Raw genomic sequence first — 22,762 nt, 5'->3', positions numbered from 1 at the left:
GCGGCGTGGAGTGGTGGCAACACCCCGGGCGTCGTAGGGAAAGCCCCCGGCTCGAACCGGTGCCTGACCGGCTGTCGCGGCCCCACGGCCATGCCGAGACTCGACGGCATGACGATTTCCACGCACGCCGCGGTCGCCGCCGTAGCGCCGGCCACTTCCACCCGTCCGTCCGGCTCCGAGGCCGGCAGCGACTTCGCCCGGCTGTCCCGGCGGGTCGCCGAGGCGGGCCTGATGAAGCGGCGCCCCGGTTACTACACGGTGCGGCTCGGTCTGGTGATCGCGCTGCTGGCAGCGGGCTGGGGGGCCTTCCTCGCGCTCGGCGACACCTGGTGGCAGCTGGCGGTCGCCGCCTTCCTCGCGCTGACGTTCGGTCAGGTCGCATTGGTCGCACACGACTTGGCGCACCGGCAGGTCTTCCGGCGCGGCCGCCCGAGCGAGACGTGGGGCCGGCTCTTCGGCAATCTCGGGATCGGCATGAGCTACGGCTGGTGGATGAACAAACACACCCGCCACCACGCCCATCCCAACCACGAGGAACTCGACCCGGATGTCGCACCCGACATCCTGGTGTGGTCCAAGGCCCAGGCCCGCGACAGCCGCGGCCTGGCCCGTCTGATCGGCGGCCACCAGGCCTGGCTGTTCTTTCCGCTGCTGACGCTCGAGGGCTTCAACCTGCACGTCGCGGGCCTGCGGGCGCTGCGCTCGCCGTCCATGAAGCACCGGGCGCTGGAAGGCGGCCTGCTCCTCCTGCACCTCGCCGCCTATGTGTCCGCGCTGTTCCTGGTGCTCTCGCCCGGCAAGGCGGTCGCGTTCCTCTTCGTGCACCAGTGCCTCTTCGGTGTCTACCTCGGCTGCACCTTCGCGCCGAACCACAAGGGCATGCCCACCTTCACCGGTGACGAACGACCGGACTTCCTGCGCCGCCAGGTCCTCACCTCCCGCAACGTACGTGGCGGCCGGCTCACCGATGTGATGCTCGGCGGCCTCAACTACCAGATCGAGCACCACCTCTTCCCGAGCATGCCCACCCCGCATCTGCGGCGGGCCCAGGTCGTCGTGCGCCGGTACTGCGCGGAGATCGGCGTGCCGTACCACGAGACCGGCCTGATCCAGTCCTACCGCGAGGCCCTGACCCACATGCACCGCGTGGGAGAACCGATCAGGCGGCAGCGCAGGGCATCCAGACGGCTGCCGTCGCCGTGTGTCACAGGCTCCCGGCCCCTGGCCGGCGAGCGGCATCGCGGCCTCCACGACGCCGAGCAGCGCCCCGGCGGCGCGGACGGCGACGAGACGGACCAGAAGCGCGGACGCCTGCGCCGCAGCGCGGGCACGACACTGCCGCCCACACCGAGGACGGCCGCCTCCGCACCGATCGGTGCGCCGAGGACGGCGAGCAGGGGGCCCGGGTCTGATGCCGGAGACGGCAAACCACCGTCGGGTTCCACCGGGACGGCCCCGTGCACGGCGCGGGTCAGCCGCCGACCCTGAGTTCGTGGCGCGCGTTCGGCACGCCGAGGTGTCCCTGGCGCAGTCTCCGGTGGTGCGGGGAGCCCACGGGGGCGCAGCCAGGGCACACCGGGTCGGCGGGAATGCCCGGTGGCCCGGTGTGGTTTCCACGATCGCGGCCGGAACCGTCGGCCGACCCGGCGGGGCCGCATGAGAGCACCGGGAATGCGGGAGCCCCCCGCACTGTTGTCAACAGTGCTGACATGCTCGGGCCAATTCCGGGATGTGGGTGAAGGGAGATCCTCATGGCACGCAACACCGTGCGTCCCGTCGTCAGGCTGAAGTCGACGGCGGGGACCGGCGCCACCTATGTGACGCGAAAGAACCGTCTGAGCGACCCCGACCGGCTGGTCCTGCGCAAGTACGATCCGGTCGCCGGCCGGCACGTCCTCTTCCGCGAGGAACGCTGAACCACGCCGCCACCCACCAGGGGCGGACGGCCACCAGGAGGTACCTCATGAGGCCAGGCATCCATCCCGCATCCCGGCTGGTCGTCTTCCGCGACCGGGCCGCCGACGCCCTCTTCCTGACCCGGTCCACCGCGGACGCGGCGAAGACCATCGTCTGGGAGGACGGCACCACCTACCCGCTGATCGACGTGGAGATCTCGTCGGCCGGCCACCCCTTCTACACCGGCACGGCACGGGTCGTGGACACCGCCGGCCGCATCGAGCGCTTCGAGCGCCGCTACGGCCGTACCGCCACACCCCGCGGCTGACCGCCGTGTGCTCCTGGACGTGAGGAGAACCCAGTCATGAAGGTGCGCAAGTCCCTGCGCTCACTGAAGTCGAAGCCCGGCGCCCAGGTGGTCCGCCGCCGAGGTGTGGTCTTCGTCGTCAACAAGAAGAACCGCCGCTTCAAGGCGCGCCAGGGCTGACCGCCCGCGCCGGGCGGACACCGGCCCGGCCCTGCCACACAGGACCGGGCCGGGACCGTATGCGCCGACGCGCTCGGCCGCACCGCCGGTGGGCTGCCGACCTTGTGCAGCAGCTACCGGACAGTGTGGACCGCGACACCCGCGCACAACGCGCGGCGTACCAGCCGGAGTTCACGACGGGGTTGTCCAGGGTCCCCCAGAAGCGGTCGTCCGGCAGTGGGGAATCGCCCGGTCGCCGAGACCCGTGAGCAGTTCGGCACGCCAGTCCATGCTGTCCGCCTCGGCGATCACCGCCCGCAGCCGCAGCTCCAGGGGACCGGCCGGGGCCCGGGCGAGGGTCCCGCCCTGCTCCAGGGCGTCCAACACCGCCCTTGAGCGGACGATGTCGGCCACGACGACCCGGTGGCCCTGCGGCAGCCGGCGGGCACGGTCACCGTGGCCGGCCGAACGGACCCGCGGAGTGACACGCCACGTTGCCTGCGGCCCACCGCCGACGGCCCCTCCTCGCCCGTGCCGGCACCCCCGCGAGCGCCGGCTCGCGGGCGATTCTGGATGATCTCTTACCCGTGCCTTCACGGCCGCGGGCGGTGCGCTGCATACCGTTGCCGTCATGGGCGGTCGTCGGCCGTGGCGGCCTTCGATCAGGTGTGGGGGAGCGGATGACGGCTGGTCGCCGTGCGGTGCTGGCTGCCATGGCAGGAGGACTGCTCGCCGGTTGCGCGGGCCCGAAGCACGACAGCGCCACCCCGGCCTCCCCGTCGCCGGTGACGGGCGCGGGCACAGCGGCCTCGCCGCCCCCCGGCGCCGACCCCTCGGCCACGGTCTCCGCCGCGCGGCCTCCCGTCAGCCGCGCGCAGATCGTGGCCCGGTACGGGCGGAGTACCCCGCACACCTGGGGCTTCGACGCTCCGGGCGTGGTGCACTCGCTGCCGTCCACGACCCGCGACATCGCGCTGACCTTCGACGCCTGCGGCGGCCCGGGCGGCAGCGGCTACGACCGGGCGCTCATCGAATTCCTGCGGACCCGGCACATCCCTGCGACCCTGTTCATCAATTCCCGCTGGATCGACGCCAACCCGGCACAGTTCCGGCGACTGGCCGCCGACCCGCTGTTCGAGATCGCCAACCACGGCACCCGGCACCGCCCGCTGTCGGTCACCGGCCGTTCCGCGTACGGCATCCCCGGCACCCGCGGCGCCGGGGAGGTGTACGACGAGATCGCCGGCAACCGGGCCAAGCTGACCCGCCTGCTGGGCGCTCCACCCCGGTTCTTCCGCTCCGGTACCGCGTACTGCGACGACGTCGCGGCACGCATCGTCGGCGACCTCGGAGAACGCTTCGTCAGCTTCTCCGTCAACGGGGACGGCGGCGCCACGTTCACCGCCGAGCAGGTGCACACGACCGTCGCCTCGGCCCGGGCCGGTTCCATCGTCCTGTGCCACATGAACCACCCCGAGGGCGGCACCGCCCGGGGCATCGCCACCGCCGTGCCGCACCTGCTGGCCGACGGCCACCGCTTCGTGCGTCTCTCGCAAGCCCTGCACCGGTCCTGACGTGTGCCCCCGGGCGGCGCCGGCGGCGTCGACCGGGTGCCCGACGTGACCGGTCCGCGCGTGGCGTGGCGGCATTCGCGCGCTGCGCACCACTCGTCACCGTGCCCCCGTGGGAGAACAATGTGTCCCAGAGGCAGACCGGCGGCCGGGAGGCGTGATGAGCACATCAGCGGAGCCAAGGGTGTCCGGCCTGGAGGTCCGGTCCATCGACTACGTCCCGCTGGACGAACGGCACGGCAAGCTCTGGCATCTGGGCCCGCTGTGGTTCATGTCCAACGCCCAGATCGCGACCCTGGCCGTGGGACTGATCAGCATCACCGAGGGCGGCAACCTGATCTGGTCCCTGCTGGCCATCGTCGCCGGCACCGTCCTCGGCACCTTCTTCATGGCCTTCCACTCGGCCCAGGGGCCCCAGCTCGGCCTGCCCCAGATGATCCAGTCCCGGCCCCAGTTCGGCTATGTCGGCGCGCTCCTGGTGTGGCTCTTCGCCTATGTTCAGTACGCGGGCTTCAACGTCTTCAACAGCATCCTCGCCGCCGACTCCCTGCACACCACCCTGCACGGCAGCGTCAAGCTGTGGGTGGTCGTGGTCACCGTGGTGGCGCTCGTCGTCGCGCTGGTCGGCTACGACATCATCCACAAGGCCGAGCGGATCCTGACGTACACCTTTCTGATCATCTTCGGGGTCTTCACCGTCGGCGTCCTCGTCACCCTCCACTACCCGGCGGGCTCCTTCGACCTCGGCGCCTTCAAGTGGACCCCGTTCCTCGCGCAGTTCGGCGTGGTCGCCGGCTACCAGATCAGCTGGGCCATCTACGTCTCCGACTACTCGCGCTATCTCCCGCCGGACGTGACCGTCCGCAAGACCTTCTACTGGACGTATTTCGGCTCCGCGCTCGGCGGCATCTGGCTGATGGTGCTCGGGTCGCTGCTGGCCGCCTGGGCGGGCAAGAACTTCGACACGATCCCGTCGATCAACGCCGCCGGCGACAAGGTGTTCACCGGCTTCGGCGCGATCGTGCTGCTGTTCTCCGCGCTGGGCCTGGTGTCCGTCACCGCGCTGAACATGTACGGCGGCTCGCTGACCCTGATCAGCGGCATCGACTCGTTCAAAAGGGTCAGGCCGACGCTGGCCGTACGGCTGCTCACCCTCGGCCTGACCGCGGCGCTCTCCCTCGTGGGCGCACTGGCCGCGACCGCCAACTTCCTCACGAACTTCAACAACTTCCTGCTGCTGGTGCTCTACCTGTTCATCCCGTGGACCGCGGTGAACCTCATGGACTACTACGTCGTGCGCCGCGGGCACTACGCCATCGCCGAGATCTTCAACCCGCACGGCATGTACGGCCGTTGGGGCTGGCACGGCATCATCTCCTACCTGGTCGGTTTCGCCGTCATGATCCCCTTCTTCTCCGTCGGCACCCTGTACGTCGGTCCCGCCGCCAAGGCGCTGGGCGGAGCCGACATCTCCCTGTTCATCGGTCTTCCGGTCGCCGCCCTGCTGTACTGGTGGCTGACCCGCTCGATCGACGTGGCGGCCGAGACGCGCGTGGCCCAGGCGGAGGCCGAGGCGCTGGAACAGGCGGCACACGAGCACCGCGAGCCCTGACGCCGCGAGGCCGGCCCTCCGGGCGGACGACGGGAGTCGACAGGGACTAGGGCAGGGGCGAGCGCAGGGCCACCGCGCGCAGCAGGGCGTCGCGGCAGGCGAGGACGGCGGGGTGCCGGCTGCGGCCGCGGCGCACGACCGTGAAGATCCGGCGCGTGCGCCGGCCACGGGGGAGGTGCCGCAGGGCCACGGGGGGAGGCCTGCCGTCCCAGACGAGAGCCGGGAGGAAGGCGGCGGCGTGTCCCTGTTCGACGAGGCGGAGGTGGAGCAGCAGGTCGGTGGTCTCGAACCGTACGTCGGGTTCGAATCCGGCGTCGCGGCACAGGGCCACGGCCCAGCGCCGGGCGGCCGTGCCTTCGGGCTCCATCACCCAGGGCCGGCTCCCCAGGGAGCGCAGCACCGCCAAGGCGCCCCGGGGGTATCGAGTTCCGTCCGGTCCGGGCAGCGCGAGGTGCAGGGTGTCGTCGAGCAGGTCCTGCTGCTCCAGCTCGGGGGGCCGGGGGTTGGGATTCCCGGGATATTCCTCGGCGAGGACCAGGTCGAAGTCACGGGCCTGCAGGCCGGGCAGCGCCTTTTCCGGTTCCCTCTGCGTGAGGTGCACCCGCAGCCCCGGGTGCCGCTCACGCAACAGGCCCAGCGCGGTCGGGACCAGGGCCAGGGCCGCCGTCTGGAACGCCGCGATGCGCAGGGTACCGGTCAGATCGGTCAGCGAGGCGGCGATGTCCGCCTCCGCGCGCTCCAACCGCTCCAGAACCGCCTCGGTGTGGGCCACCAGGATCTCCGCCTGCTCCGTCAGCCGCACCCGGCGCCCCACCGGCTCCAGCAGGGGGACGCCGACCTCGGCCTCCAGCTGGGAGAGCTGCTGGGATACGGAGGACGGCGCGTAGGACAGCGCGGCGGCGACGGCCGCCAGGGTGCCACGGTGCTTGAGCTCGCGCAGGAGCCGCAGCCGGTGCAGGTCGAACATCGCCGGCTCCGCCTCCTCGTCGTCGCGCCGCGTCGAACGATCGGTTCGCCCGATGACTATAGGTCGGAAACATTCGCTGGACCGATCACCGGCGGACAGCGGACCCTGTTCCTGTGCCCGACGACGCCTACACCCTCCCCCTGCCGCCATGGACGCTGCGCCCCGGTGCCCGTGCCTGGCGATGCGCGCCCGCACCCGCCGAGGCGCGGGAATTCCACCGCGCGCTCCCCGGCTACTCGCCCACACCGCTGACCGAACTTCCGTCCCTCGCCGCCGACTTCGGCATCAGCCGGGTCTTCGTGAAGGACGAGTCGAGCCGTCTGGGCCTGCCCGCCTTCAAGGCACTCGGCGCCTCCTGGGCGATCCACCGGATCCTCGCGGCGCGGGCCGCGAGCGGCACGGCCCCCGGCCCCGTCACCCTGGTGAGCGCGACGGACGGCAACCACGGCCGCGCGGTGGCCCGCATGGCCCGCCTGCACGGACAGCGCGCGCACGTCTTCGTCCCGCGGGGGGTGCATCCGCAGGCCGTCGCGGCGATCGCCGGCGAGGGAGCGGAGGTCACCGCCGTCGCGGGGCCGTACGACGAGGCTGTCCGCCGTGCGGCGAAGGCGGCCACCGCGCCGGAAGCGGTCCTGGTCCAGGACAGCGCCTGGCCGGGCCATGAGCGGATCGCGGGGTGGATCGTCGAGGGATACTCCACCCTCTGCGCCGAGATCGACGAGCAACTCGCGGACCGGGGCGTGAGCGAGGGACCCGACCTCGTCTCCATACCGGTGGGCGTGGGCTCACTCGCCCAGGCCGTCATCACCCACTACCGCAGCCGGGTTTCCGGACCCGCACCCGCCCTGCTCGCGGTGGAACCGGAGGCCGCGCCGTGTGTCCTTGCGAGCCTCATCCGGGGTGAGGTCGTCAGCGTCACCACGGGCGAGACCATCATGGCCGGACTGAACTGCGGCACCCCGTCGAGCCTCGCCTGGCCCTACCTGCGCGACGGGCTGGACGCCGCAGTGGCCGTACCCGACTCCGCAGGCGCCCGCGCGGCCGCCCGCCTCGCGGCCCTCGGCGTCCCCGCGGGCCCCTGCGGTGCGGCCGCACTCGCCGGTCTGCGTACCGCGCTCACCGGCGCGGGAGCGGCCGAGCGCCGCACGGCACTGGGCCTCGACACGACCTCGGTGGTCGTGCTGCTGAGCACCGAGGGCGCATCCGCCAACCCGCACCCCACCAACGGACACTGACCACGCGACACCGGAAGGGTCTCCGAGTTGACCGACCACATCGGCATGAGGTCCCCGGAAGCCCGTTGCGCCGGGAGGAGGGGCACGGCATGCCGACCCACCTCGCGGCCGCGATCGGCATCCTCGGCCTGCCGACCGTCGTGCCCGGCCCGGACACGGCGGTCGTGACCCGCCGGGCCCTCGCGGCCGGTCGCGCCGACGCCCTGCGGACCGTCGCCGGGATCGCGACCGGGCTGCTGCTCTGGGGCGCCCTGGCCGTGGCCGGGCCGACGGCCGCGCTCGCCGCGGCACCGGCCGCCCATCTGGCCGTCAAGCTGTTCGGCGTCGCCTACCTGGTGTTTCTCGGCGTGCAGGCGCTGCGGCAGAGCCACAGCGCCGCAGCCGGCGCCACGGACGCGGGCGCCCACTCCGGAGCCCGGGGCTCCTGGCGGACGGGACTGGCCGGCAACGTCGTCAATCCGAAGATCGCCCTCAGCCGTACGACCGGCGTTGACTGATACGGCAGACGGGTGGTTTCCGGAACGCAGATACAGGCGACACTCGGCTGCTGGTCCTCTGCTTCCGGCGACGGGACGCCGGTCATGAACGAGGACACGAGGAGCATCCGTCCCGCAGCAGCGGTGACGCACACAGCGCGCTCGGTGTGTTCCTGCTCGCGCTCACCTTCCTCTTCCCGGCCCTCGGCGCCTTCGAAGACGGTGCCGAGCCGCACGTCATGACCAGGTGGGCGGGTGGTTCGGCCTCGCCACGGGGCTCGTCGCCCGGGACGAACGGCCCGCCTGAAGCCGGAAGGGCCGGCGGACGGCCCCGCGCGGGCAGGCCTTGGACGATGCCGGTGCCGGTGTGGTGCGGTTGGGGGGCGGATGCGGAGGGGCGGATGCGCATGCCTGCGCAGATGGTGACGCGGACGCGCACGCCGGCCGGGCCCGCCACACCCAGGTCCCGGCTCTCGGCCACGAGAATCCGGCCGGGACAATCCTCGTCATGAACGACGACATGGATGACGCCGAGAGCCGGCTGGCCAGGATCGAGCGTCTGCTGGAGAGCGGCGAGCGCGACCTGGTCCCCGCCTGGCGCCGGACGACCCGTGGTGAACCCCGCTGGACGGTGACGGCGGTGATCCTGGCGGCCGTTGCCCTGCAGCTGAGCCTGCCGCACCGGCTCGTCCTGCTTCACCCGGTCTGGGCCCTGCCCGCGCTGGAACTGGTGCTGTTGGCCGGACTGATCGCGGCCAATCCCCGGCGCGTGGAGCCCCGTACCCCGTGGCTGCGGTATCTGGGCCTGGGGCTCGCCGGAGTCATCAGCCTGGCCAACGGCTGGTCGGCGGTGCGGCTCGTCGGGGACCTGGTGAGCGGCCGCGGGGGAGCCGACGCGGTCCCGCTGCTGCTGACCGGTGGTGTCATCTGGGTGACGAACGTCATCGTCTTCGCCCTGTGGTACTGGGAATGGGACCGGGGCGGTCCCATGGCCCGGGTGCGGGGACAGCACGAGTACGCCGACTTTCTCTTCGTGCAGATGCAGAGCCCGGAGGTGGCCCCGCCCGACTGGGAACCGGCGTTCCCGGACTACCTCTACCTCTCCTTCACCAACGCCACCGCCTTCAGCCCGACCGACGTCATGCCGCTGTCCCGGTGGGCGAAGATGCTGATGATGTTGCAGTCCTCGGTGTCCCTGGTGACGGTGGTCCTCGTGGTCGCCAGAGCGGTCAACATCCTGAAGTAGGAAGGGGCTTGGCTCCTTCATGTCACAACCCGCCGGGCTGTCTCGTCCTGATCCAGGAGAACGATTCAGGGATCAGGAAGGAGATGGTCATGCGTGTGTGCGTGGCGGGCGGCACGGGGGCTCCGGGACGGCCGCTGGTACCGCAGCTCGTGGCCCGTGGCCACCAGGTGACGGCCATGACGACGAGCGCGGCCCCGCTCGGACAGGTCGGTCCCACGACCGGCGACGGGCTCGTCCCCGGACATAGGCGGCAGTCGCCGCTCGTCGGGGACGGCGCCGGGTGCGCCGTGCGGTCGCACATCGACGACGCGGCGAGCGCCGTCCTCGCCGCCGGGCGGGGCCGGCAACCGCGCTGCCCCTTGTGGCGGCAGGGCGGCAAGGAGGGGGCGGCGTGAGCCGTGTCGAGGAGTTCGAGAGGCTGCGGCCGCTTCTGTTCTCCATCGCCTACCGCATCCTGGGCAGCGTGACCGAGGCCGAGGACGCAGTCCAGGAGACCTGGCTGCGCTACGACCTCTCCGCGACCCGCCCGGCGTCCACCAAGGCGTTCCTCTCGGCCACGGTCACCCGGATCTCGATCGACGTGCTGCGCTCGGCCCGCGTGCGGCGCGAGGAGTACGCCGGACCGTGGTTCCCCGAACCACTGCTGACGGATCCCTACGAAGACCCGGAGCACTCGGCGGAGCTGGCCGACTCGCTGTCCATGGCCTCGCTGCTCCTGCTGGAACGGCTCAGCCCGCTCGAACGGGCGGTCTTCGTGCTGCGGGAGGTGTTCGCCTTCGGCTTCCCGGAGATCGCCTCGGCCGTGGGGCGCTCCGAGGCGGCCTGCCGCCAGCTCGCCGTACGCGCACGGCGCCACATGGACGCCGGCCGGCCCCGGTTCGAGGCCGGCCGCGAGGAACGCGAGGAACTCGCCGAACGGTTCTTCGACGCCCTGAAGGAGGGCAACGTCGAGGGGCTGCGGGCCCTGCTCGCCGCCGACGCGTCGATCGTCGCGGACAGCGGGGGCAAGGCTCCGCGGTTCGCCCAGGGCTTCTTCGGCGCCGACCAGGTGTGCCGGATGCTCGCGGGGGTCGTGCGTCCGTTCCTCGGCATCGGCGGCCGCATGGAGCCGCGCCAGGTGAACGGCCGGCCCGGTGCGGTCTTCCGCGACCGCGACGGCAAGGTCGTCAACACCTGGACGCTCGAGGTCCTCGACGGGCGGATCCAGACGATCCGAGCGGTCAACAATCCCGACAAGCTCGGACACATGGGTCCCGTGGCGGACGCCTGGGCCCTCCTGCGCGAAGCACGGCTGGCTCGCCCGGACCCGCGCGGCCCGAACCCGACGCACGTGTTCACCACCCACAAGCTCGAAACGGAAGCAGATCAGGAGAACCGGACATGACCAGGATCGGCATCATCATCGGCAGCACCCGACCGGGCCGGAACGGCGACCGGGTGGCCCGGTGGGTGCGGGACCTCGCGGCCGAACACGCGGGTGACTCCGCGGACTTCGAGGTCGTGGATCTGAAGGACTACGCGCTGCCCCTGCTCGACGAGGCGGTCCCGGCGCGCGCGGCGGCAGGGACCCGGCCGCACACCCGCCGGTGGGCCGAGCGGATCGGGTCGTACGACGCCTTCGTCGTCGTCACGCCCGAGTACAACACCGCCCCGCCGGCTTCCCTGACCAACGCCATCGACTACCTCTACGAGGAGTGGGGCGGCAAGCCGGTCGGTTACGTCGGCTACGGCGTCTTCGGCGCGGTCATGGCGGTGCAGAAGCTGCGGGCCCAGGCGGGCGTGCTGCGGATGGCGGACATCGGGCCGCAGGTGGCGTTGTCGCTGTATGAGGACTTCGTGGACTTCGCCGACTTCCGGCCGCGACGGCCGCGTGTGGCCGAGGTGCACGGCATGGTCGACGAGCTGCTGGCATGGGCGCGGGCACTCGCACCGCTGCGCGCGGTGTCCGCGGTCACGGCCTGAACGGCGGACCGGGTCCGTCCCTCCACGACGCCGCGTCGGCTGCCGTCCGGCGTCCGGGGAGGCGGTCGCACCGGCGAAGAGGAGCTCGGCGGTCCCGCTGCCGGGACCGCCGAGCGCTCAGTCCAGCGTGCCGGGTCCGTCGAGGAACCGGAGCAGTACGGCGGCCTCGGCGCGGAGCCGTGCGGACCGGGCCGCCTGGGCGGGCGCCGTGAACTGTGCGGCCAGCGTGAGCCGTTCATCGGCTTCGGCTCGCACGATGTCGGTGATGTCCTGCTCGCTCAGCTCACGCCGCGCGGCCTCGGAGGCGCCGACACCGATCGGCACCTGCTCGAGAGCCGCGCCGCGCAGCGCGGTCGCGCCCACCGGCACGGCCTCGGTGTTGTCCAGAGCCGCGAGTGCGGAACGCAGGGCGCTCACCGCCACCTTGTCCCGGGCGCGCATCGCTTCCCGCAGGGCTTGACGCATATGAGGACGCAGGGACATGCCGGTGACCTTATGGCTATGCCACCTGTGTCCTCAACGGGATATCACCCCCCGGGGAGACGGGAGCGGTATCGACACCCCTTGAATCAGGCGTTCGGGTCGAAGGGGATTCCGGAGGGCATGGAGTGCGCCAGCGCGTACTGGAAGTCGCCGTCCTTGATCTTGATGGTGGCCTCACCGAAGTCGGCGTTCAGCAACTTGTCCCGGAAACCTGGAGGATATCCCTCCCAGCCCACCAGGCGAGGGTAGAACCAGCCGCCGGTCACGTTCTCGGGAGGCTCGTCATTGCTGTTGGCGAAGCGGAAGTCGTGGGTGGAGAGACCGTCCTTGTGGTAGACGATCTTGGGGTGGGTGCCGTCGAAACGGACCGAGGAGCGGTTGGCCACCTGGTAGCCGGAGTGCTGGGACACGGAGACGTACTGCACCTCGTTGTTGTTGATCCACACCACCACGTGCTCCCAGTCGTGGGTGTGGCCGATGGCCAGCGGACCGTAGGTCGCCTGGTCCTTCTCGAAGTAACTGGCGTACATGACCGCGCACCAGCCGTTGTTGCACTTCTCGCGTGAATAGGTGTTGGCATTGGCGAGTTGGGCGTAGTCGTGGCAGTGGCCGTTGACGTCACCGCCGAGTTTCAGGCCCGGGTTGATGGTGCCGTCGGCGCCGATGGCGGCGGTGGCGTAGCAGCCGTCGCCGTCGTAGTCGTAGGCGGGCGAGAAGGTCTGTTCCAAGCCGTCGGCGTTCTGCGGCAGCAACTGCAGGACGTCGGCGTCGGCGCGGCCGGGCAGCGAGACGGTGAGGGCCAGCGCAGCCAGCGCGGCGGCCGGCGCGGAACGGCGCAGGCGCCGCGAACGACTGCCGGCGGGCGCCGAGGAACGGGACTTTCCTGTACGGGGCAGGGGGATGCGCACGTCAACTCCTGAGGCTTGAGCGCAGCGGGACGGATCCGGAGGGGCGTGGTCAGCAGAAGAGGTTGCCGCCCGGCAAGACGCCGAGTATCTGGGTGTACGTCTGGTGGGCGGCGACGCGGCTCTGCAGCTGGGCGCGGGTTCTTGCCGTCGCGTTCCATGGAGCCGTTGACCGGGGGAATGGTCCGGCCGAGTCCCGCGCCGTCGACGCGTCGCCGGCGGCCTTGTGGATGAGGTTCCAGGGGTTCCGGTTCGGGACCGTCCGATTGAACTGCGCCTCGAAGACGGCCGCCGAACGGGATGTGGCCATGGGCGGGGGGTGGCCTTTCACGTGGGGGAGAAGGAGGGCACCGGACGCGAACCTAAAGGTGTGGACCACTTACGTCAAGAGGTGAAGTAACCCTTCCCGCAGGGCAGTTGGCAGACATGTCGGGTTACAGTCCGGAGAGCTGTCTCGTCTTGGGTGTGCGGCCACCTGCAGTGGCATGTGTGTACCGGACGGAAGGAGAGGCCGTATGCCCACCGATGAAGAGACTCGTAACAAAGAGACCACCGCTCGCTTTCACGACGCGACGAACAGCGGCGATCCGGAGATCGTCGCGAAGGCGATCGATGAACTCGTCAAGCCGGACGTGCTGTTCCACGCGCCGGTACCGATGGGCATGACGGGAGCGCGGGCCCTCAAGGAGGTGTGGACCGTGCTGCTGCACGCCTTCCCCGACGTCCGTGTCGCCGTCGAGGACGTGATCGCCGAGGGGGACAGGGTCGTGACCAGGAACACGGTCACCGGCACCCACCTGGGCGAGTTCCGGGGGCTGGCGCCGACCGGCAGGTCGGTCAGCTACGGCGAGATGTTCATCCTCCGTTTCGAGAGCGGCCGGATCGCCGAGATCTGGGGGGTCGTCGACGTCGTGTCACAGATGCGGCAACTCGGCGCGCAGTGACGGCCTCTTCCGCCGTTCCACCGCGGCCACGGCGTCGATCTCGACGCGCACGCCTTCGCGAACTCGCGGTACTCGGCATCGAAAGGCCGCGACCTCGCCCGGCATCTCGTGCGTGACCGGGGCGAGGGGCGCCTGACCCGAGGTGAACACCCTGTCGCCGACCCTGCCGCCCTGGGACAAAGGCGGCTCGGTACCACCGGCGAAGCGTACGAACGGGGCGCTGTCGATGCGGACGCCTTCGATCATGCAAGCGTTCCGACAACACCGGCGGCCGGTGGACGACCCTGGGAACTTCGGGTCAGCCGGCCGCAGTGCGGGCCCTTCGTGCCCCTCGGCGGGGACGGAGACGACCAGGGCGGCGGAGTCGGCAGGGAAGTGCCGGCGGACGGCAGTGCTGCCTGCGGGTGATCGCGTACTGCCGCGCTGCCGCGCGAGGCAGAAGAGATCGTCCCGGCTTTCCCGCATGTGGACGCGCATCGACGTGTGTCCGCATGCGGTGCGGGCGATCCGCGGCGCGAAGACGAGGCCGGTCCCGTTTCGGCTGGCCCGCCCGCCGGCTTCCCCGTGGTGCCGGCACCGGTTGCGATCGGCTTCGCACGGGATGTGGCCCCGCCCCCGCGGCATCCCGGGTGCCGGTGTGCGAGGCCTCTTGCTGCCCCCGGATCTCAGCGAGGACGGAGATCCGGGCCCTGACGGTCTCAGTGAGTCGGCCGGCGATGGCGCCAAAGCAACCGATGGTTGCGCGTTCCGGCGTCACGGTCTACCGTGTTGTGCAACCCAAGGTTGCGAAAGGAGGGCGCAGGATGGAATACGGCAGTATCGAGCGCGAGATCCACATCGAAGCCACGCCCGAGGTGGTCTACGAGGTGGTCAGCAAGCCGGAACACCTGCGGGAATGGTGGCCGGACGAAGCGGAGTTCAAGCCGGTGCCCGGCGGCACCGGGGTCATCGCGTTCGGCGACACGACCACACCGGACGCGAAGGTCGTACCGCTCACGGTGGTGGACGCCGACCCGCCCCGGCGGTTCTCCTTCCGATGGGTGTACGACGAGGACGAGGCCGCTGCACCGACCAACTCGCTCCTGGTGACCTTCGAGCTGGTCCCGTCGGGTTCGGGCACGCTGCTGCGCTTCAGCGAGACCGGGTTCCGGGAGAGGGGCTGGGAGGCGGCCGTGCTCGAGGAGCAGTACCGCGACCACGTCAAGGGATGGGACTACTTCCTGCCCCGCCTCGTGACGTACGTCGCCCGGGTGGTGTCGACGGGATGAGCCTGGTGACAGACGACGAGCTCTGGTCGGCGGTGGGGGACCCCACGCGGCGACGGATGCTCGACCTGCTGCTGGCCGGCAGTGGCGGAACGGCGACCACGCTCAGCGAGCAGCTGCCCGTCACACGGCAGGCGGTCGCCAAACACCTCGCCGTCCTCGACCGGGTCGGACTGGTTCATGTCACACCGGCCGGACGCGAGCGGCGCTACGAGGTCGACGAGGCCCAGCTCGCCCGCGCGGTCGCGCAACTGTCGTCCGTCGGGGCGGCCTGGGACGCGCGCCTGCAGCGCGTCAAGCGGATCGCTGAAGCGATTCAGCGCGGCCAGGACGGGTGACCGCGCAGGGAAGGACGCCGCCCCGGCCGGGGCGGAACCGGCGAACGGCGCCCCGGATGCGGGCGTCCGCACGAGAAAGAGGCACAGACATGGTGGACATCCTGCACAGAATCGGCGTCACCTCGGCTCCCGACGCCGTCTACGCCGCCCTGACCACGGTCGACGGGCTGGCGAGCTGGTGGACCGAAGAGACGGACGGCGACGGCGATGTCGGGGGAGTGCTCCGGTTCCGCTTCGGGCCGGGCGGGTTCGACATGAAGGTCCTGGAGACGGAGCCCGCCGAGCGCGTGCTCTGGGAGGTCGTCGACGGTCCCGAGGAATGGATCGGCACGAGGATCCGCTTCGACCTCAAACAGGAGGACGACTTCACGATCGTGCTGTTCCGGCACGAGGGGTGGCGGGAGCCGGCCGAGTTCATGCACCACTGCAGCACCAAGTGGGCGATCTTCCTCATGAGCCTGAAGAAGCTGCTCGAAACCGGCAAGGGCGATCCCGCACCACACGACGTCCGGATCAGCAACTGGCACTGAACGGGCGTCACTTGGCCGCCGCGAGGACATCGGCGAGCCACCGCGGGCCCGGTGTGCCGCAGATGGGGCCGGGCACCGTCCGCGGACAGCCGGCGGCGCCGCGCCGCCGGCCGGGCGCCGCCCAGCCCCGCCCGGTTCGACGTCCCAGGGTGGCTTCTCCACCGCGCTACGGCCGGGCACCGGCGTGCGCACCTCGTGCGCGAGCACGTTCTGCGGCCCTTTCGCTTCATCGCCGGAAGCGGTGAAGCGGACGTCGGCGCCGCATGGGGGATCAACGCCTCGGGCATGCCCTGGCCATGCGTCCCCTCGTGATCATGTCCGCGCTGGTGGCTGCCTTCGCCCCGGCCGCCGCCCCTCCACGCTCGCGCATGTCGCGACCGTGCCTTCCGGCCATGTCTGCTTATGGCCGCAACCGGGGCAGATGGGACCCGGCGGTGCCTGGGACTACGGCCACCGGGATACAGGAACCCCTCGTCATGACCAGGCGTCTCGCCGCCGCCGCGCTGTTCGCCGGGGCCGTGCTCGTCACCTCCGCCTCGGCGCAGGCGGTGGCCCTGCGGCAGCGGCGACTTCTGCGTGTGGACCGATGCCAACTTCCAGGGGCTGAAGATCGAGCACAGCGGTGACGACCACTGGTGGGAGGGGCGACATGGCCTGGCTCGACTCCTCCTCGGCGAACCACGGGATCTCCGGGCCCGGTGTGAAGGACCGTGTCCAGGTCTGCTCCGGCCGCGAACTGTCCGGCCACGTGACCATCTGCCTGGCACCGGGCGAGGAGGTCGGCTACAACGCCGCCGCGATCGACCAAGGCGCCTCCCACACCTGGACGATGGGCTGCTGAGCGCGCAGGCGGCCCCGCAGACGTCGCCCTGGGCCCTGTCCCCTCGACTGACGGGCGGCCAGGCCCCGCCACCGCGTGAGCAGGTGGAAGGACCGCTCCACGACGATCCTGCGCCTGTAGGTCTCGGCGTCGGGAGTGCGGGGCGTGCGCCGCCGTGGATGAGCCGATCGACTAGGCGACGGTGGTCGGCGAACCGGCGCCCCGTCTTCCCGCCGTTGTGGGCAAGCCAGGACGCCGGGCGTGCCGACAACTCGTCGGTCGGCAGGCGCGGGCGCCCGCCCGTGGTCACCGAGGCTTGCAGGCGGTGGCCGGCACAGAGACCGGGACCCGGTCGGGCAGGAGGCCGCCCGCGTCCCGCTCTGTGCGGCTCAAGCGACGTGCGCTCGGGGTCCAACCCTTCACATCCCCGCCTAGGTCGGGAGACAGGGGCTAGCGGGCGGCGGAGAGGGCTTCCAGCATGGTCCGTGCGGTGACGGTCGCGTCGTAGTCCTCCCGCACCCCCGGAACCAGGATGATGTCGCCCTCGATGTGCCGTGCGCGCAGCGGCGCGATGGCCCGGTAGGCGTCGGAGTCCCACCAGGCGCGAGCCTGGTCCATCGACGGGAAGCCGATCACGACGACGTGCCCGGGCCACGCGCCCTCCTTCACCTCGTGCGCCGTGCCGTGTACGAGGAACCGGCCGCCGTACGGCTCGAACGTGGCGGTGATGCGCGCGATGTACTCGGCGATCTCCGGGTGCGGGGCGGCTTCCTTCAGGTGAGCTATCGCGTAGGCCGACATGGTCCGTCCTTCCGGCCGGCTGGCTGCTGACGTCGTCAATCCTGCCGCCGGGGCGCGCCGGGATCGATGACCTGCCAGGTAATGAACCCCGTGCCGGCGAGTGGCGACGCGTCTCCTGCTCGCCGGGGGGCAGGACACAGGGTCGGAATCCAGCCACCGCCGCCGTATCCCGGCCGACGCCCTGACATGGTGTTTTACAGTGGCTGGCATCAGTTCCGGCGATAACATCTGTGAGGTAAGCGCGACCATGCCGACTGAAACGCTCGAGTTTCAGGTAGAGGCCCGTCAGCTGCTGCAGCTGATGATCCACTCGGTCTACTCCAACAAGGACGTCTTCCTGCGGGAGCTCGTCTCCAACGCCTCCGACGCGCTGGACAAGCTGCGTCTGGAGAAGCTGAGGGACGACTCGCTGGACGCCGACCTGTCCGATCTGCACATCGAGATCGACATCGACAAGGACGCCCGCACCCTCACCGTGCGCGACAACGGCATCGGAATGTCGTACGACGAGGTAGGGCAGCTCATCGGCACCATCGCCAACTCCGGTACCGCCAAGTTCCTCCAGGAGCTGCGCGAGGCCAAGGACGCGGCCGGGGCGGAGGGGCTCATCGGCCAGTTCGGTGTCGGCTTCTACTCCGGGTTCATGGTGGCGGACGAAGTCACCCTGGTCACCCGGCGCGCCGGCGAGACCAAGGGCACCCGGTGGACCTCGCGCGGCGAGGACACGTACACACTGGAGCCCGTCGACGACGCGCCGCAGGGCACCTCGGTCACCCTCCACCTCAAGCCCGCCGACCCGGAGAACCAGCTCCACGACTACACCTCCCCGTGGAAGATCAGGGAGATCATCAAGCGGTACTCCGACTTCATCACCTGGCCCGTCCGGATGGTGCCCGAGGCGCCCGCCGCGACCGGGGAGAGCGACGAGGCGCCCGAACCCGAGACGCTCAATTCGATGAAGGCCCTGTGGGCGCGTCCGCGTGACGAGGTGTCCGACGACGAGTACCACGAGCTGTACAAGCACATCGGCCACGACTGGCGCGACCCGCTCGAGACGATCCGGCTCCAGGCCGAGGGCACCTTCGAGTTCCAGGCCCTGCTGTTCCTCCCCGCGCACGCCCCCCACGACCTGTTCACGAGGGACTTCCGGCGCGGCGTGCAGCTGTACGTCAGGCGCGTGTTCATCATGGACGACTGCGAGGCGCTGCTGCCGCCGTACCTGCGGTTCGTCAAGGGCGTCGTCGACGCGGCCGACCTCTCGCTCAACGTGTCCCGCGAGATCCTCCAGCAGGACCGGCACATCGAGATGATGCGGCGCCGGCTGACGAAGAAGGTCCTGTCCACGGTCAAGGACATGATGACCAAGGACCAGGACCGCTACGCCACGTTCTGGCGGGAGTTCGGCACCGTCGTGAAGGAGGGGCTGGTCACCGAGCCGGAGAACCGCGATGCCATCCTCGCCGTCGCCTCCTTCGCGAGCACGCACCACGACACCGAGCCGACCACGCTCAAGAGTTACGTGGAGCGGATGAAGGACGGTCAGGAGGACATCTACTACCTGACCGGCGAGTCCCGGCAGAGCATCGAGAACTCCCCGCACATGGAGGCCTTCCGGGACCGGGGCATCGAGGTGCTGCTGCTCACCGACGCGGTCGACGAGGTGTGGGCGGACGCCGTCGGCGAGTACGAGGGCAAGAAGCTGCGGTCCGTCGCCAAGGGACAGATCGACCTCGACGCCCAGGACGACGACACCTCCGAGGGCGAGCGGGAGAAGCAGAACGAGGAGTACGCCGGCCTGCTCGGCTGGCTGAAGGAGCAGCTGGACGAGGACATCAAGGAGGTGCGCCTGTCCTCGCGGCTCACCGTGTCACCGGCCTGTGTCGTCTCCGACGCGGGCGACCTCACCCCGGCGCTGGAGAACATGTACCGCGCGATGGGCCAGGAGGTGCCCCGCGCCAAGCGGATCCTGGAGCTCAACCCCGACCACCGGCTGGTGAAGGGCCTCCACAAGGCGTACACGGAGCGCGAGGACCACACGGAACTCACCGAGACCGCCGAGCTCCTGCACGGTCTGGCGGTGCTCGCCGAGGGCGCCCAGCCGAAGGACCCCGCCCGCTTCGTCAGGCTGATGGCGGACCGCTTGGAACGCGCGCTGTAAGCCCGTCTCCGTCAGGTACCGGCAGCCCGTCCCACCGAGCGGGACGGGCTGCCGGAGTCGCGCCCGGACAGGGATCAGGTGCCCGGTTCCAGGCCGGCAGCCGGATCTGCCGTCCGCCGCCCTCGCGGCCGACGCAGGTAACACAGGGCGCTCGCCGCGACGAGCAGCGGCCACAGCAGGTACCAGCCCGCCATGACCAGGAGTGCGGCGACCACGACGAGAGCGAGGAGCGCGCAGCGGTGGGGCAGACCGCCGCGGGGCAGGAGCCGTAGGGCGGCGGCCGTGCCCAGCGCGTACACCGTCACGAACGACCCGGTGGTGAGCAGCACGAGCGGCTGCGGGCCCACGCCGCCAAGTGTGGTGGCGGCCAGCGCGAGGCCCGACAGGCCCGATACGAGGGCCAGGCTGCGGCGTGGCACCTCGCCGACACTGCCGCCCCGGGCCAGCCAGGCGGGCAGCGCGCCGTCCCGGCCGAGTGCGGCACCCAGTCGGGCCGCGCCCGCGAAGTAGGCGTTCATCGTGCCGAGCGTGAGCAGCAGCGCGGCGGCCGCGGCCGGCACCTGGACCGTACCGCCGACGCCTAGGGCCAGCAGTTCGGCCAGCGGGGCGTCGGAGGTGCCGACGGCCGGGCCGAGTACGAGGACGCTGGTGGCGGCGACGGCAAGGTACAGCACGCCGACGACGGCGACCGCCAGGGCGGTGGCGCGGGGCAGATCACGCGCCGGGCGGCGGAAGTCGGCGGCCAGGTGGGTGATCGCCTCCCAGCCCGCGAAGCTCCACACCAGCAGGGCCGCGGCCGAACCCACCGCCGACCAGCCGTGCGGCGCGAACGGGTGCAGGTTCCGTGGGTGGGCGTGGGGCAGCGCGGTCACGACCGCCGCCCCAAGCAGCGTGACGAGGAGCACGGCGAGCGCGAGCTGCAGTCGGCCCGACACGGTCAGCCCGAACGCGTTGGCCACCGTCACCAGGAGGAGCAGCACCGCCGCCGTGACCACCACGGTGTGCCGGCCGCCGCCGAGCGCGGTCGCCACGTACGCGCCGGCGAACATCCCCGCAGCGGGCGCACCGGCCGGCACGGCGAAGTAGAAACACCATCCGACCACCGCAGCGGCCCGCGCGCCGAAGGCGTGCCGCGCATAGGTGGAGACACCGCCGCCGTCCGGGTACCGGGCGCCGAGCGCGGCGAACGTGGCCGCGAGCGGCACGGAGACCCCGACCAGCCCGAGCCAGGCCAGCAGCGAGGCCGGCCCGGCCGCCCGGGCGGCCATCGCGGGAAGGGCGATCACCCCGGTGCCGAGGACCGCCCCGACGTACAGTGCGGCCCCCTGCCAGAGGGTCAGGCTCCCGGTCCGCTCGGCGGAGTGCTCCCGGGCGGCCGCCGTCCCGCTCATGCGGGAGCCTTTCCGGACCGGCGGAAGTCCATGGTCCAGTTGGTGCGCCAGGTCCGGCCGCAGTCGGTGGAGAACGCCTGCTCCCAGTGGGCCGATGCCGGGGTGATGCGCGACCGGACGAAACGACACCGCACGGGGGTGCCTTCGTGCGCGTCGTCCCCGTGGAACTCGCCCCGGCCGTCGGCGTCGAACCGGCCGACGACAGGCGGTTGGACCAGCCCGGTACGGCTGCTCACCCAGTTCAGCGACCACTCGGCGCGGACCGGGTCGAAGAGGCGGAGGGTCAGGCCGCCGAAGCCCTTCGTCGGGAAGATGATCTCGTCGAGGTTCGCGGCACCGCCGAACAGGGTGCCGTGACACACCGCGGTGCCCGGAAACTCGTCCCACTCGGTGCTGCCGGTCAGCGGCGCGACGAGCCGCCGGTTCGCCACGACCCAGGTGCCCACCAGGAAGTCGAAGTCCCCCACACCGGGCCTGCGGGTGGCTGGATTGCTCATCTGCGCATGTCCTTCGCTGTGTCCGTGCGTGGAGCCCACGCCCGGCCGGAAAGTAGCCCGGCTTACCTGACAACCTGTGTCAGTGGAGTACGGCAGAATCTCGGCATGCGTGCGAGCCGACTGCTGTCCGCCCTGTTGCTGCTCCAGACCCGCGGCCGGATGACCGCCCTTCAGCTGGCCGAGGAACTCGAGGTGTCGGTCCGTACGGTGTACCGGGACATGGAGTCGCTCGCCGCGGCCGGCGTGCCGCTCTACGGCGATCCCGGTCACGACGGCGGTTACCGGCTGATCGACGGTTTCCGCACCCGCCTGACCGGACTGACCCGCGAGGAGGCGGAGGCGCTCACCCTGGCCGGTCTGCCCGGACCGGCCGCCGACCTCGGGCTCGGGACCGTACTCGCCACCGCGCAGCTGAAGTTGACGGCAGCACTGCCCGCCGAGCTCCGCGACCGGGCCGGCGAGATACGGCGGCGGTTCCACCTGGACACCTCCGCCTGGTACGCGGAAGCGGACGCCACCCCGCACCTGGCCACCGTGACCGAGGCGGTGTGGCGGCAGCGCCGCATCCGCGTTCGCTACCGGCGGTGGAAGGCTCCCCAGGAGGCGACCCGGACGCTCGACCCCTACGGGCTGGTGCTCAAGTCCGGCCGCTGGTACCTGGTGGCAGCCCGGCAGGGGCGCGTCCGCACCTACCGGGTCTCCCAGATCCTCCGGGCCCAGGTGCTTCAGGACGGCTTCGAGCGTCCCCGCGACTTCGACCTGGCCGCACAGTGGCGGTCGTACCTGGCCGACTTCGACGCCCGCCGCCTGAGAGGCACAGCGGTCGTTCGACTGACACCGCGCCTCCTCGCGCAGCTGCCCGACCTCCTGGAACCGGCGGTGGCCCGCGCCGCCCAGGACAGCGCCGGACCGCCCGGGCCCGACGGGCGCGTCCAGGCCGCCATCCCCGTCGAGTCCCCCGACCACGCCGTCGGCATGCTGCTGCGACTCGGTGCGGAGGCGGAGGTGACGGCACCCCCCGAGTTGCGGGCACTGATGACACGGACGATCACCGCTCTGGCCGACACCTACCGCGAGCCGACCACGGAGCCATGACCGCCGGTGCCACGGGCGGGCATCTGCGCCTCCCGCGGCCTCCACGAGCGACGGTCCCGTCGGGGGAACGTTGGAGAAACAGAGCGCCTCATCTAGACTGCTGA

At 71.3% G+C, this 22,762-nt stretch carries 25 protein-coding genes and 4 pseudogenes; 19 read left to right on the top strand and 10 right to left on the bottom strand.

What is annotated here, in order from left to right:
• Positions 1-108: 108 nt before the first annotated feature.
• The 4 genes and pseudogenes from AB0L59_RS36380 to AB0L59_RS36365 all read left to right on the top strand — a co-directional run.
• A pseudogene (locus tag AB0L59_RS36380) lies at positions 109-1,164 on the top strand (acyl-CoA desaturase); the annotation flags it as partial.
• A 587-nt stretch (positions 1,165-1,751) separates the two neighbouring features.
• Entirely contained in the window at positions 1,752-1,916 is a 165-nt protein-coding gene (gene rpmG / locus AB0L59_RS36375) for a 50S ribosomal protein L33 (RefSeq protein ID WP_365591034.1), read from the top strand.
• A gap of 47 nt (positions 1,917-1,963) precedes the next feature.
• On the top strand, positions 1,964-2,224 hold the full coding sequence (locus tag AB0L59_RS36370) for a type B 50S ribosomal protein L31 (protein ID WP_365591032.1): 261 nt from the start codon (positions 1,964-1,966) through the stop codon (positions 2,222-2,224).
• Positions 2,225-2,260: 36 nt separating this feature from the next.
• Positions 2,261-2,383 carry a 50S ribosomal protein L36 gene (locus tag AB0L59_RS36365; RefSeq protein ID WP_365591030.1) on the top strand — a complete coding sequence of 41 codons (123 nt, stop codon included), beginning with the start codon at positions 2,261-2,263 and terminating at the stop codon, positions 2,381-2,383.
• Between the two features lie 171 nt (positions 2,384-2,554).
• On the opposite strand, the gene AB0L59_RS36360 is transcribed toward AB0L59_RS36365, so the two are convergent.
• On the bottom strand, positions 2,555-2,776 hold the full coding sequence (locus tag AB0L59_RS36360) for a hypothetical protein (protein WP_365591028.1): 222 nt from the start codon (positions 2,774-2,776) through the stop codon (positions 2,555-2,557).
• A 299-nt stretch (positions 2,777-3,075) separates the two neighbouring features.
• Between AB0L59_RS36360 and AB0L59_RS36355 the strand changes: the two genes are divergently transcribed.
• The gene (locus AB0L59_RS36355) at positions 3,076-3,936 is read left to right on the top strand and encodes a polysaccharide deacetylase family protein (protein ID WP_365591026.1); all 861 of its coding nucleotides are present in this window, start codon (positions 3,076-3,078) and stop codon (positions 3,934-3,936) included.
• 157 nt (positions 3,937-4,093) lie between these two features.
• Complete coding sequence (locus AB0L59_RS36350) at positions 4,094-5,545, top strand: cytosine permease (RefSeq protein ID WP_365591025.1); 1,452 nt, start codon at positions 4,094-4,096, stop codon at positions 5,543-5,545.
• 46 nt (positions 5,546-5,591) lie between these two features.
• Here AB0L59_RS36350 and AB0L59_RS36345 read toward each other — a convergent pair whose 3' ends face one another.
• A complete protein-coding gene (locus AB0L59_RS36345; protein ID WP_365591023.1) occupies positions 5,592-6,512 on the bottom strand; it encodes a LysR substrate-binding domain-containing protein in 921 nt (306 codons plus the stop codon).
• 113 nt (positions 6,513-6,625) lie between these two features.
• Between AB0L59_RS36345 and AB0L59_RS36340 the strand changes: the two genes are divergently transcribed.
• From AB0L59_RS36340 to AB0L59_RS36315, 6 genes are all read left to right on the top strand, one after another.
• Positions 6,626-7,747 (top strand): diaminopropionate ammonia-lyase, encoded by a 1,122-nt coding sequence (locus tag AB0L59_RS36340; RefSeq protein WP_365591022.1) that lies wholly within the window; start codon positions 6,626-6,628, stop codon positions 7,745-7,747.
• Positions 7,748-7,836: 89 nt separating this feature from the next.
• Positions 7,837-8,244 carry a LysE family translocator gene (locus tag AB0L59_RS36335; RefSeq protein WP_365591020.1) on the top strand — a complete coding sequence of 136 codons (408 nt, stop codon included), beginning with the start codon at positions 7,837-7,839 and terminating at the stop codon, positions 8,242-8,244.
• A gap of 487 nt (positions 8,245-8,731) precedes the next feature.
• Positions 8,732-9,469 carry a hypothetical protein gene (locus AB0L59_RS36330; RefSeq protein WP_365591018.1) on the top strand — a complete coding sequence of 246 codons (738 nt, stop codon included), beginning with the start codon at positions 8,732-8,734 and terminating at the stop codon, positions 9,467-9,469.
• An 89-nt stretch (positions 9,470-9,558) separates the two neighbouring features.
• Positions 9,559-9,864 (top strand): hypothetical protein, encoded by a 306-nt coding sequence (locus tag AB0L59_RS36325; protein WP_365591017.1) that lies wholly within the window; start codon positions 9,559-9,561, stop codon positions 9,862-9,864.
• Positions 9,861-10,853, top strand: a complete 993-nt coding sequence (locus tag AB0L59_RS36320; RefSeq protein ID WP_365591015.1) for an RNA polymerase sigma-70 factor — start codon at positions 9,861-9,863, stop codon at positions 10,851-10,853. The genes AB0L59_RS36325 and AB0L59_RS36320 overlap by 4 nt, the downstream gene beginning before the upstream one ends.
• Positions 10,850-11,431, top strand: a complete 582-nt coding sequence (locus AB0L59_RS36315) for an NAD(P)H-dependent oxidoreductase (protein WP_365591014.1) — start codon at positions 10,850-10,852, stop codon at positions 11,429-11,431. Before AB0L59_RS36320 ends, AB0L59_RS36315 begins: the two co-directional genes overlap by 4 nt.
• A 117-nt stretch (positions 11,432-11,548) precedes the next feature.
• Here AB0L59_RS36315 and AB0L59_RS36310 read toward each other — a convergent pair whose 3' ends face one another.
• The 3 genes and pseudogenes from AB0L59_RS36310 to AB0L59_RS36300 all read right to left on the bottom strand — a co-directional run.
• Positions 11,549-11,872, bottom strand: coding sequence for a hypothetical protein (locus AB0L59_RS36310; RefSeq protein WP_365591066.1), 324 nt, complete (start codon positions 11,870-11,872; stop codon positions 11,549-11,551).
• Between the two features lie 128 nt (positions 11,873-12,000).
• The gene (locus AB0L59_RS36305; RefSeq protein ID WP_365591064.1) at positions 12,001-12,753 is read right to left on the bottom strand and encodes an NPP1 family protein; all 753 of its coding nucleotides are present in this window, start codon (positions 12,751-12,753) and stop codon (positions 12,001-12,003) included.
• Positions 12,754-12,871: 118 nt separating this feature from the next.
• Positions 12,872-13,028: pseudogene (locus AB0L59_RS36300) on the bottom strand (chitinase); the annotation flags it as partial.
• Between the two features lie 306 nt (positions 13,029-13,334).
• Here AB0L59_RS36300 and AB0L59_RS36295 point away from each other — a divergent pair.
• Entirely contained in the window at positions 13,335-13,763 is a 429-nt protein-coding gene (locus AB0L59_RS36295; RefSeq protein WP_365591012.1) for an ester cyclase, read from the top strand.
• On the opposite strand, the gene AB0L59_RS36290 is transcribed toward AB0L59_RS36295, so the two are convergent.
• Positions 13,734-14,009: a hypothetical protein gene (locus tag AB0L59_RS36290; RefSeq protein WP_365591011.1), complete on the bottom strand. Its 276-nt coding sequence runs from the start codon at positions 14,007-14,009 to the stop codon at positions 13,734-13,736. The genes AB0L59_RS36295 and AB0L59_RS36290 overlap by 30 nt on opposite strands.
• A 557-nt stretch (positions 14,010-14,566) precedes the next feature.
• Here AB0L59_RS36290 and AB0L59_RS36285 point away from each other — a divergent pair.
• The 4 genes and pseudogenes from AB0L59_RS36285 (at position 14,567) to AB0L59_RS36270 (ending at position 16,737) form a co-directional block, all read left to right on the top strand.
• Positions 14,567-15,031 carry an SRPBCC family protein gene (locus AB0L59_RS36285; protein WP_365591010.1) on the top strand — a complete coding sequence of 155 codons (465 nt, stop codon included), beginning with the start codon at positions 14,567-14,569 and terminating at the stop codon, positions 15,029-15,031.
• Positions 15,028-15,366, top strand: a complete 339-nt coding sequence (locus AB0L59_RS36280; RefSeq protein ID WP_365591008.1) for a metalloregulator ArsR/SmtB family transcription factor — start codon at positions 15,028-15,030, stop codon at positions 15,364-15,366. Before AB0L59_RS36285 ends, AB0L59_RS36280 begins: the two co-directional genes overlap by 4 nt.
• 89 nt (positions 15,367-15,455) lie before the next feature.
• Positions 15,456-15,896: an SRPBCC domain-containing protein gene (locus AB0L59_RS36275; RefSeq protein ID WP_365591006.1), complete on the top strand. Its 441-nt coding sequence runs from the start codon at positions 15,456-15,458 to the stop codon at positions 15,894-15,896.
• Between the two features lie 476 nt (positions 15,897-16,372).
• Positions 16,373-16,737 (top strand): annotated as a pseudogene (locus tag AB0L59_RS36270) (peptidase inhibitor family I36 protein).
• 50 nt (positions 16,738-16,787) lie between these two features.
• Here the strand turns inward: AB0L59_RS36270 and AB0L59_RS36265 are convergent.
• Both AB0L59_RS36265 and AB0L59_RS36260 read right to left on the bottom strand, forming a co-directional pair.
• Positions 16,788-16,880 (bottom strand): annotated as a pseudogene (locus AB0L59_RS36265) (IS5/IS1182 family transposase); the annotation flags it as partial.
• Positions 16,881-17,166: 286 nt separating this feature from the next.
• On the bottom strand, positions 17,167-17,517 hold the full coding sequence (locus AB0L59_RS36260) for a DUF1330 domain-containing protein (RefSeq protein ID WP_365591005.1): 351 nt from the start codon (positions 17,515-17,517) through the stop codon (positions 17,167-17,169).
• 247 nt (positions 17,518-17,764) lie between these two features.
• Here AB0L59_RS36260 and htpG point away from each other — a divergent pair, with 247 nt between their 5' ends.
• The gene (htpG, locus tag AB0L59_RS36255; RefSeq protein ID WP_365591003.1) at positions 17,765-19,675 is read left to right on the top strand and encodes a molecular chaperone HtpG; all 1,911 of its coding nucleotides are present in this window, start codon (positions 17,765-17,767) and stop codon (positions 19,673-19,675) included.
• Between the two features lie 74 nt (positions 19,676-19,749).
• Here the strand turns inward: htpG and AB0L59_RS36250 are convergent, their stop codons facing one another.
• Positions 19,750-21,066, bottom strand: a complete 1,317-nt coding sequence (locus AB0L59_RS36250; protein WP_365591001.1) for an amino acid permease — start codon at positions 21,064-21,066, stop codon at positions 19,750-19,752.
• Entirely contained in the window at positions 21,063-21,563 is a 501-nt protein-coding gene (locus AB0L59_RS36245; protein WP_365590999.1) for a hypothetical protein, read from the bottom strand. Before AB0L59_RS36245 ends, AB0L59_RS36250 begins: the two co-directional genes overlap by 4 nt.
• A gap of 105 nt (positions 21,564-21,668) precedes the next feature.
• Between AB0L59_RS36245 and AB0L59_RS36240 the strand changes: the two genes are divergently transcribed.
• Positions 21,669-22,658 (top strand): WYL domain-containing protein, encoded by a 990-nt coding sequence (locus AB0L59_RS36240; protein ID WP_365590998.1) that lies wholly within the window; start codon positions 21,669-21,671, stop codon positions 22,656-22,658.
• Positions 22,659-22,762: the final 104 nt, after the last annotated feature.

The sequence above is a fragment of the Streptomyces sp. NPDC052109 genome, assembly GCF_040680195.1.
Lineage (GTDB): Bacteria > Actinomycetota > Actinomycetes > Streptomycetales > Streptomycetaceae > Streptomyces.
Note: the sequence above shows the minus strand (reverse complement) of the source record. Positions and strands in the feature narration are given on the sequence as shown.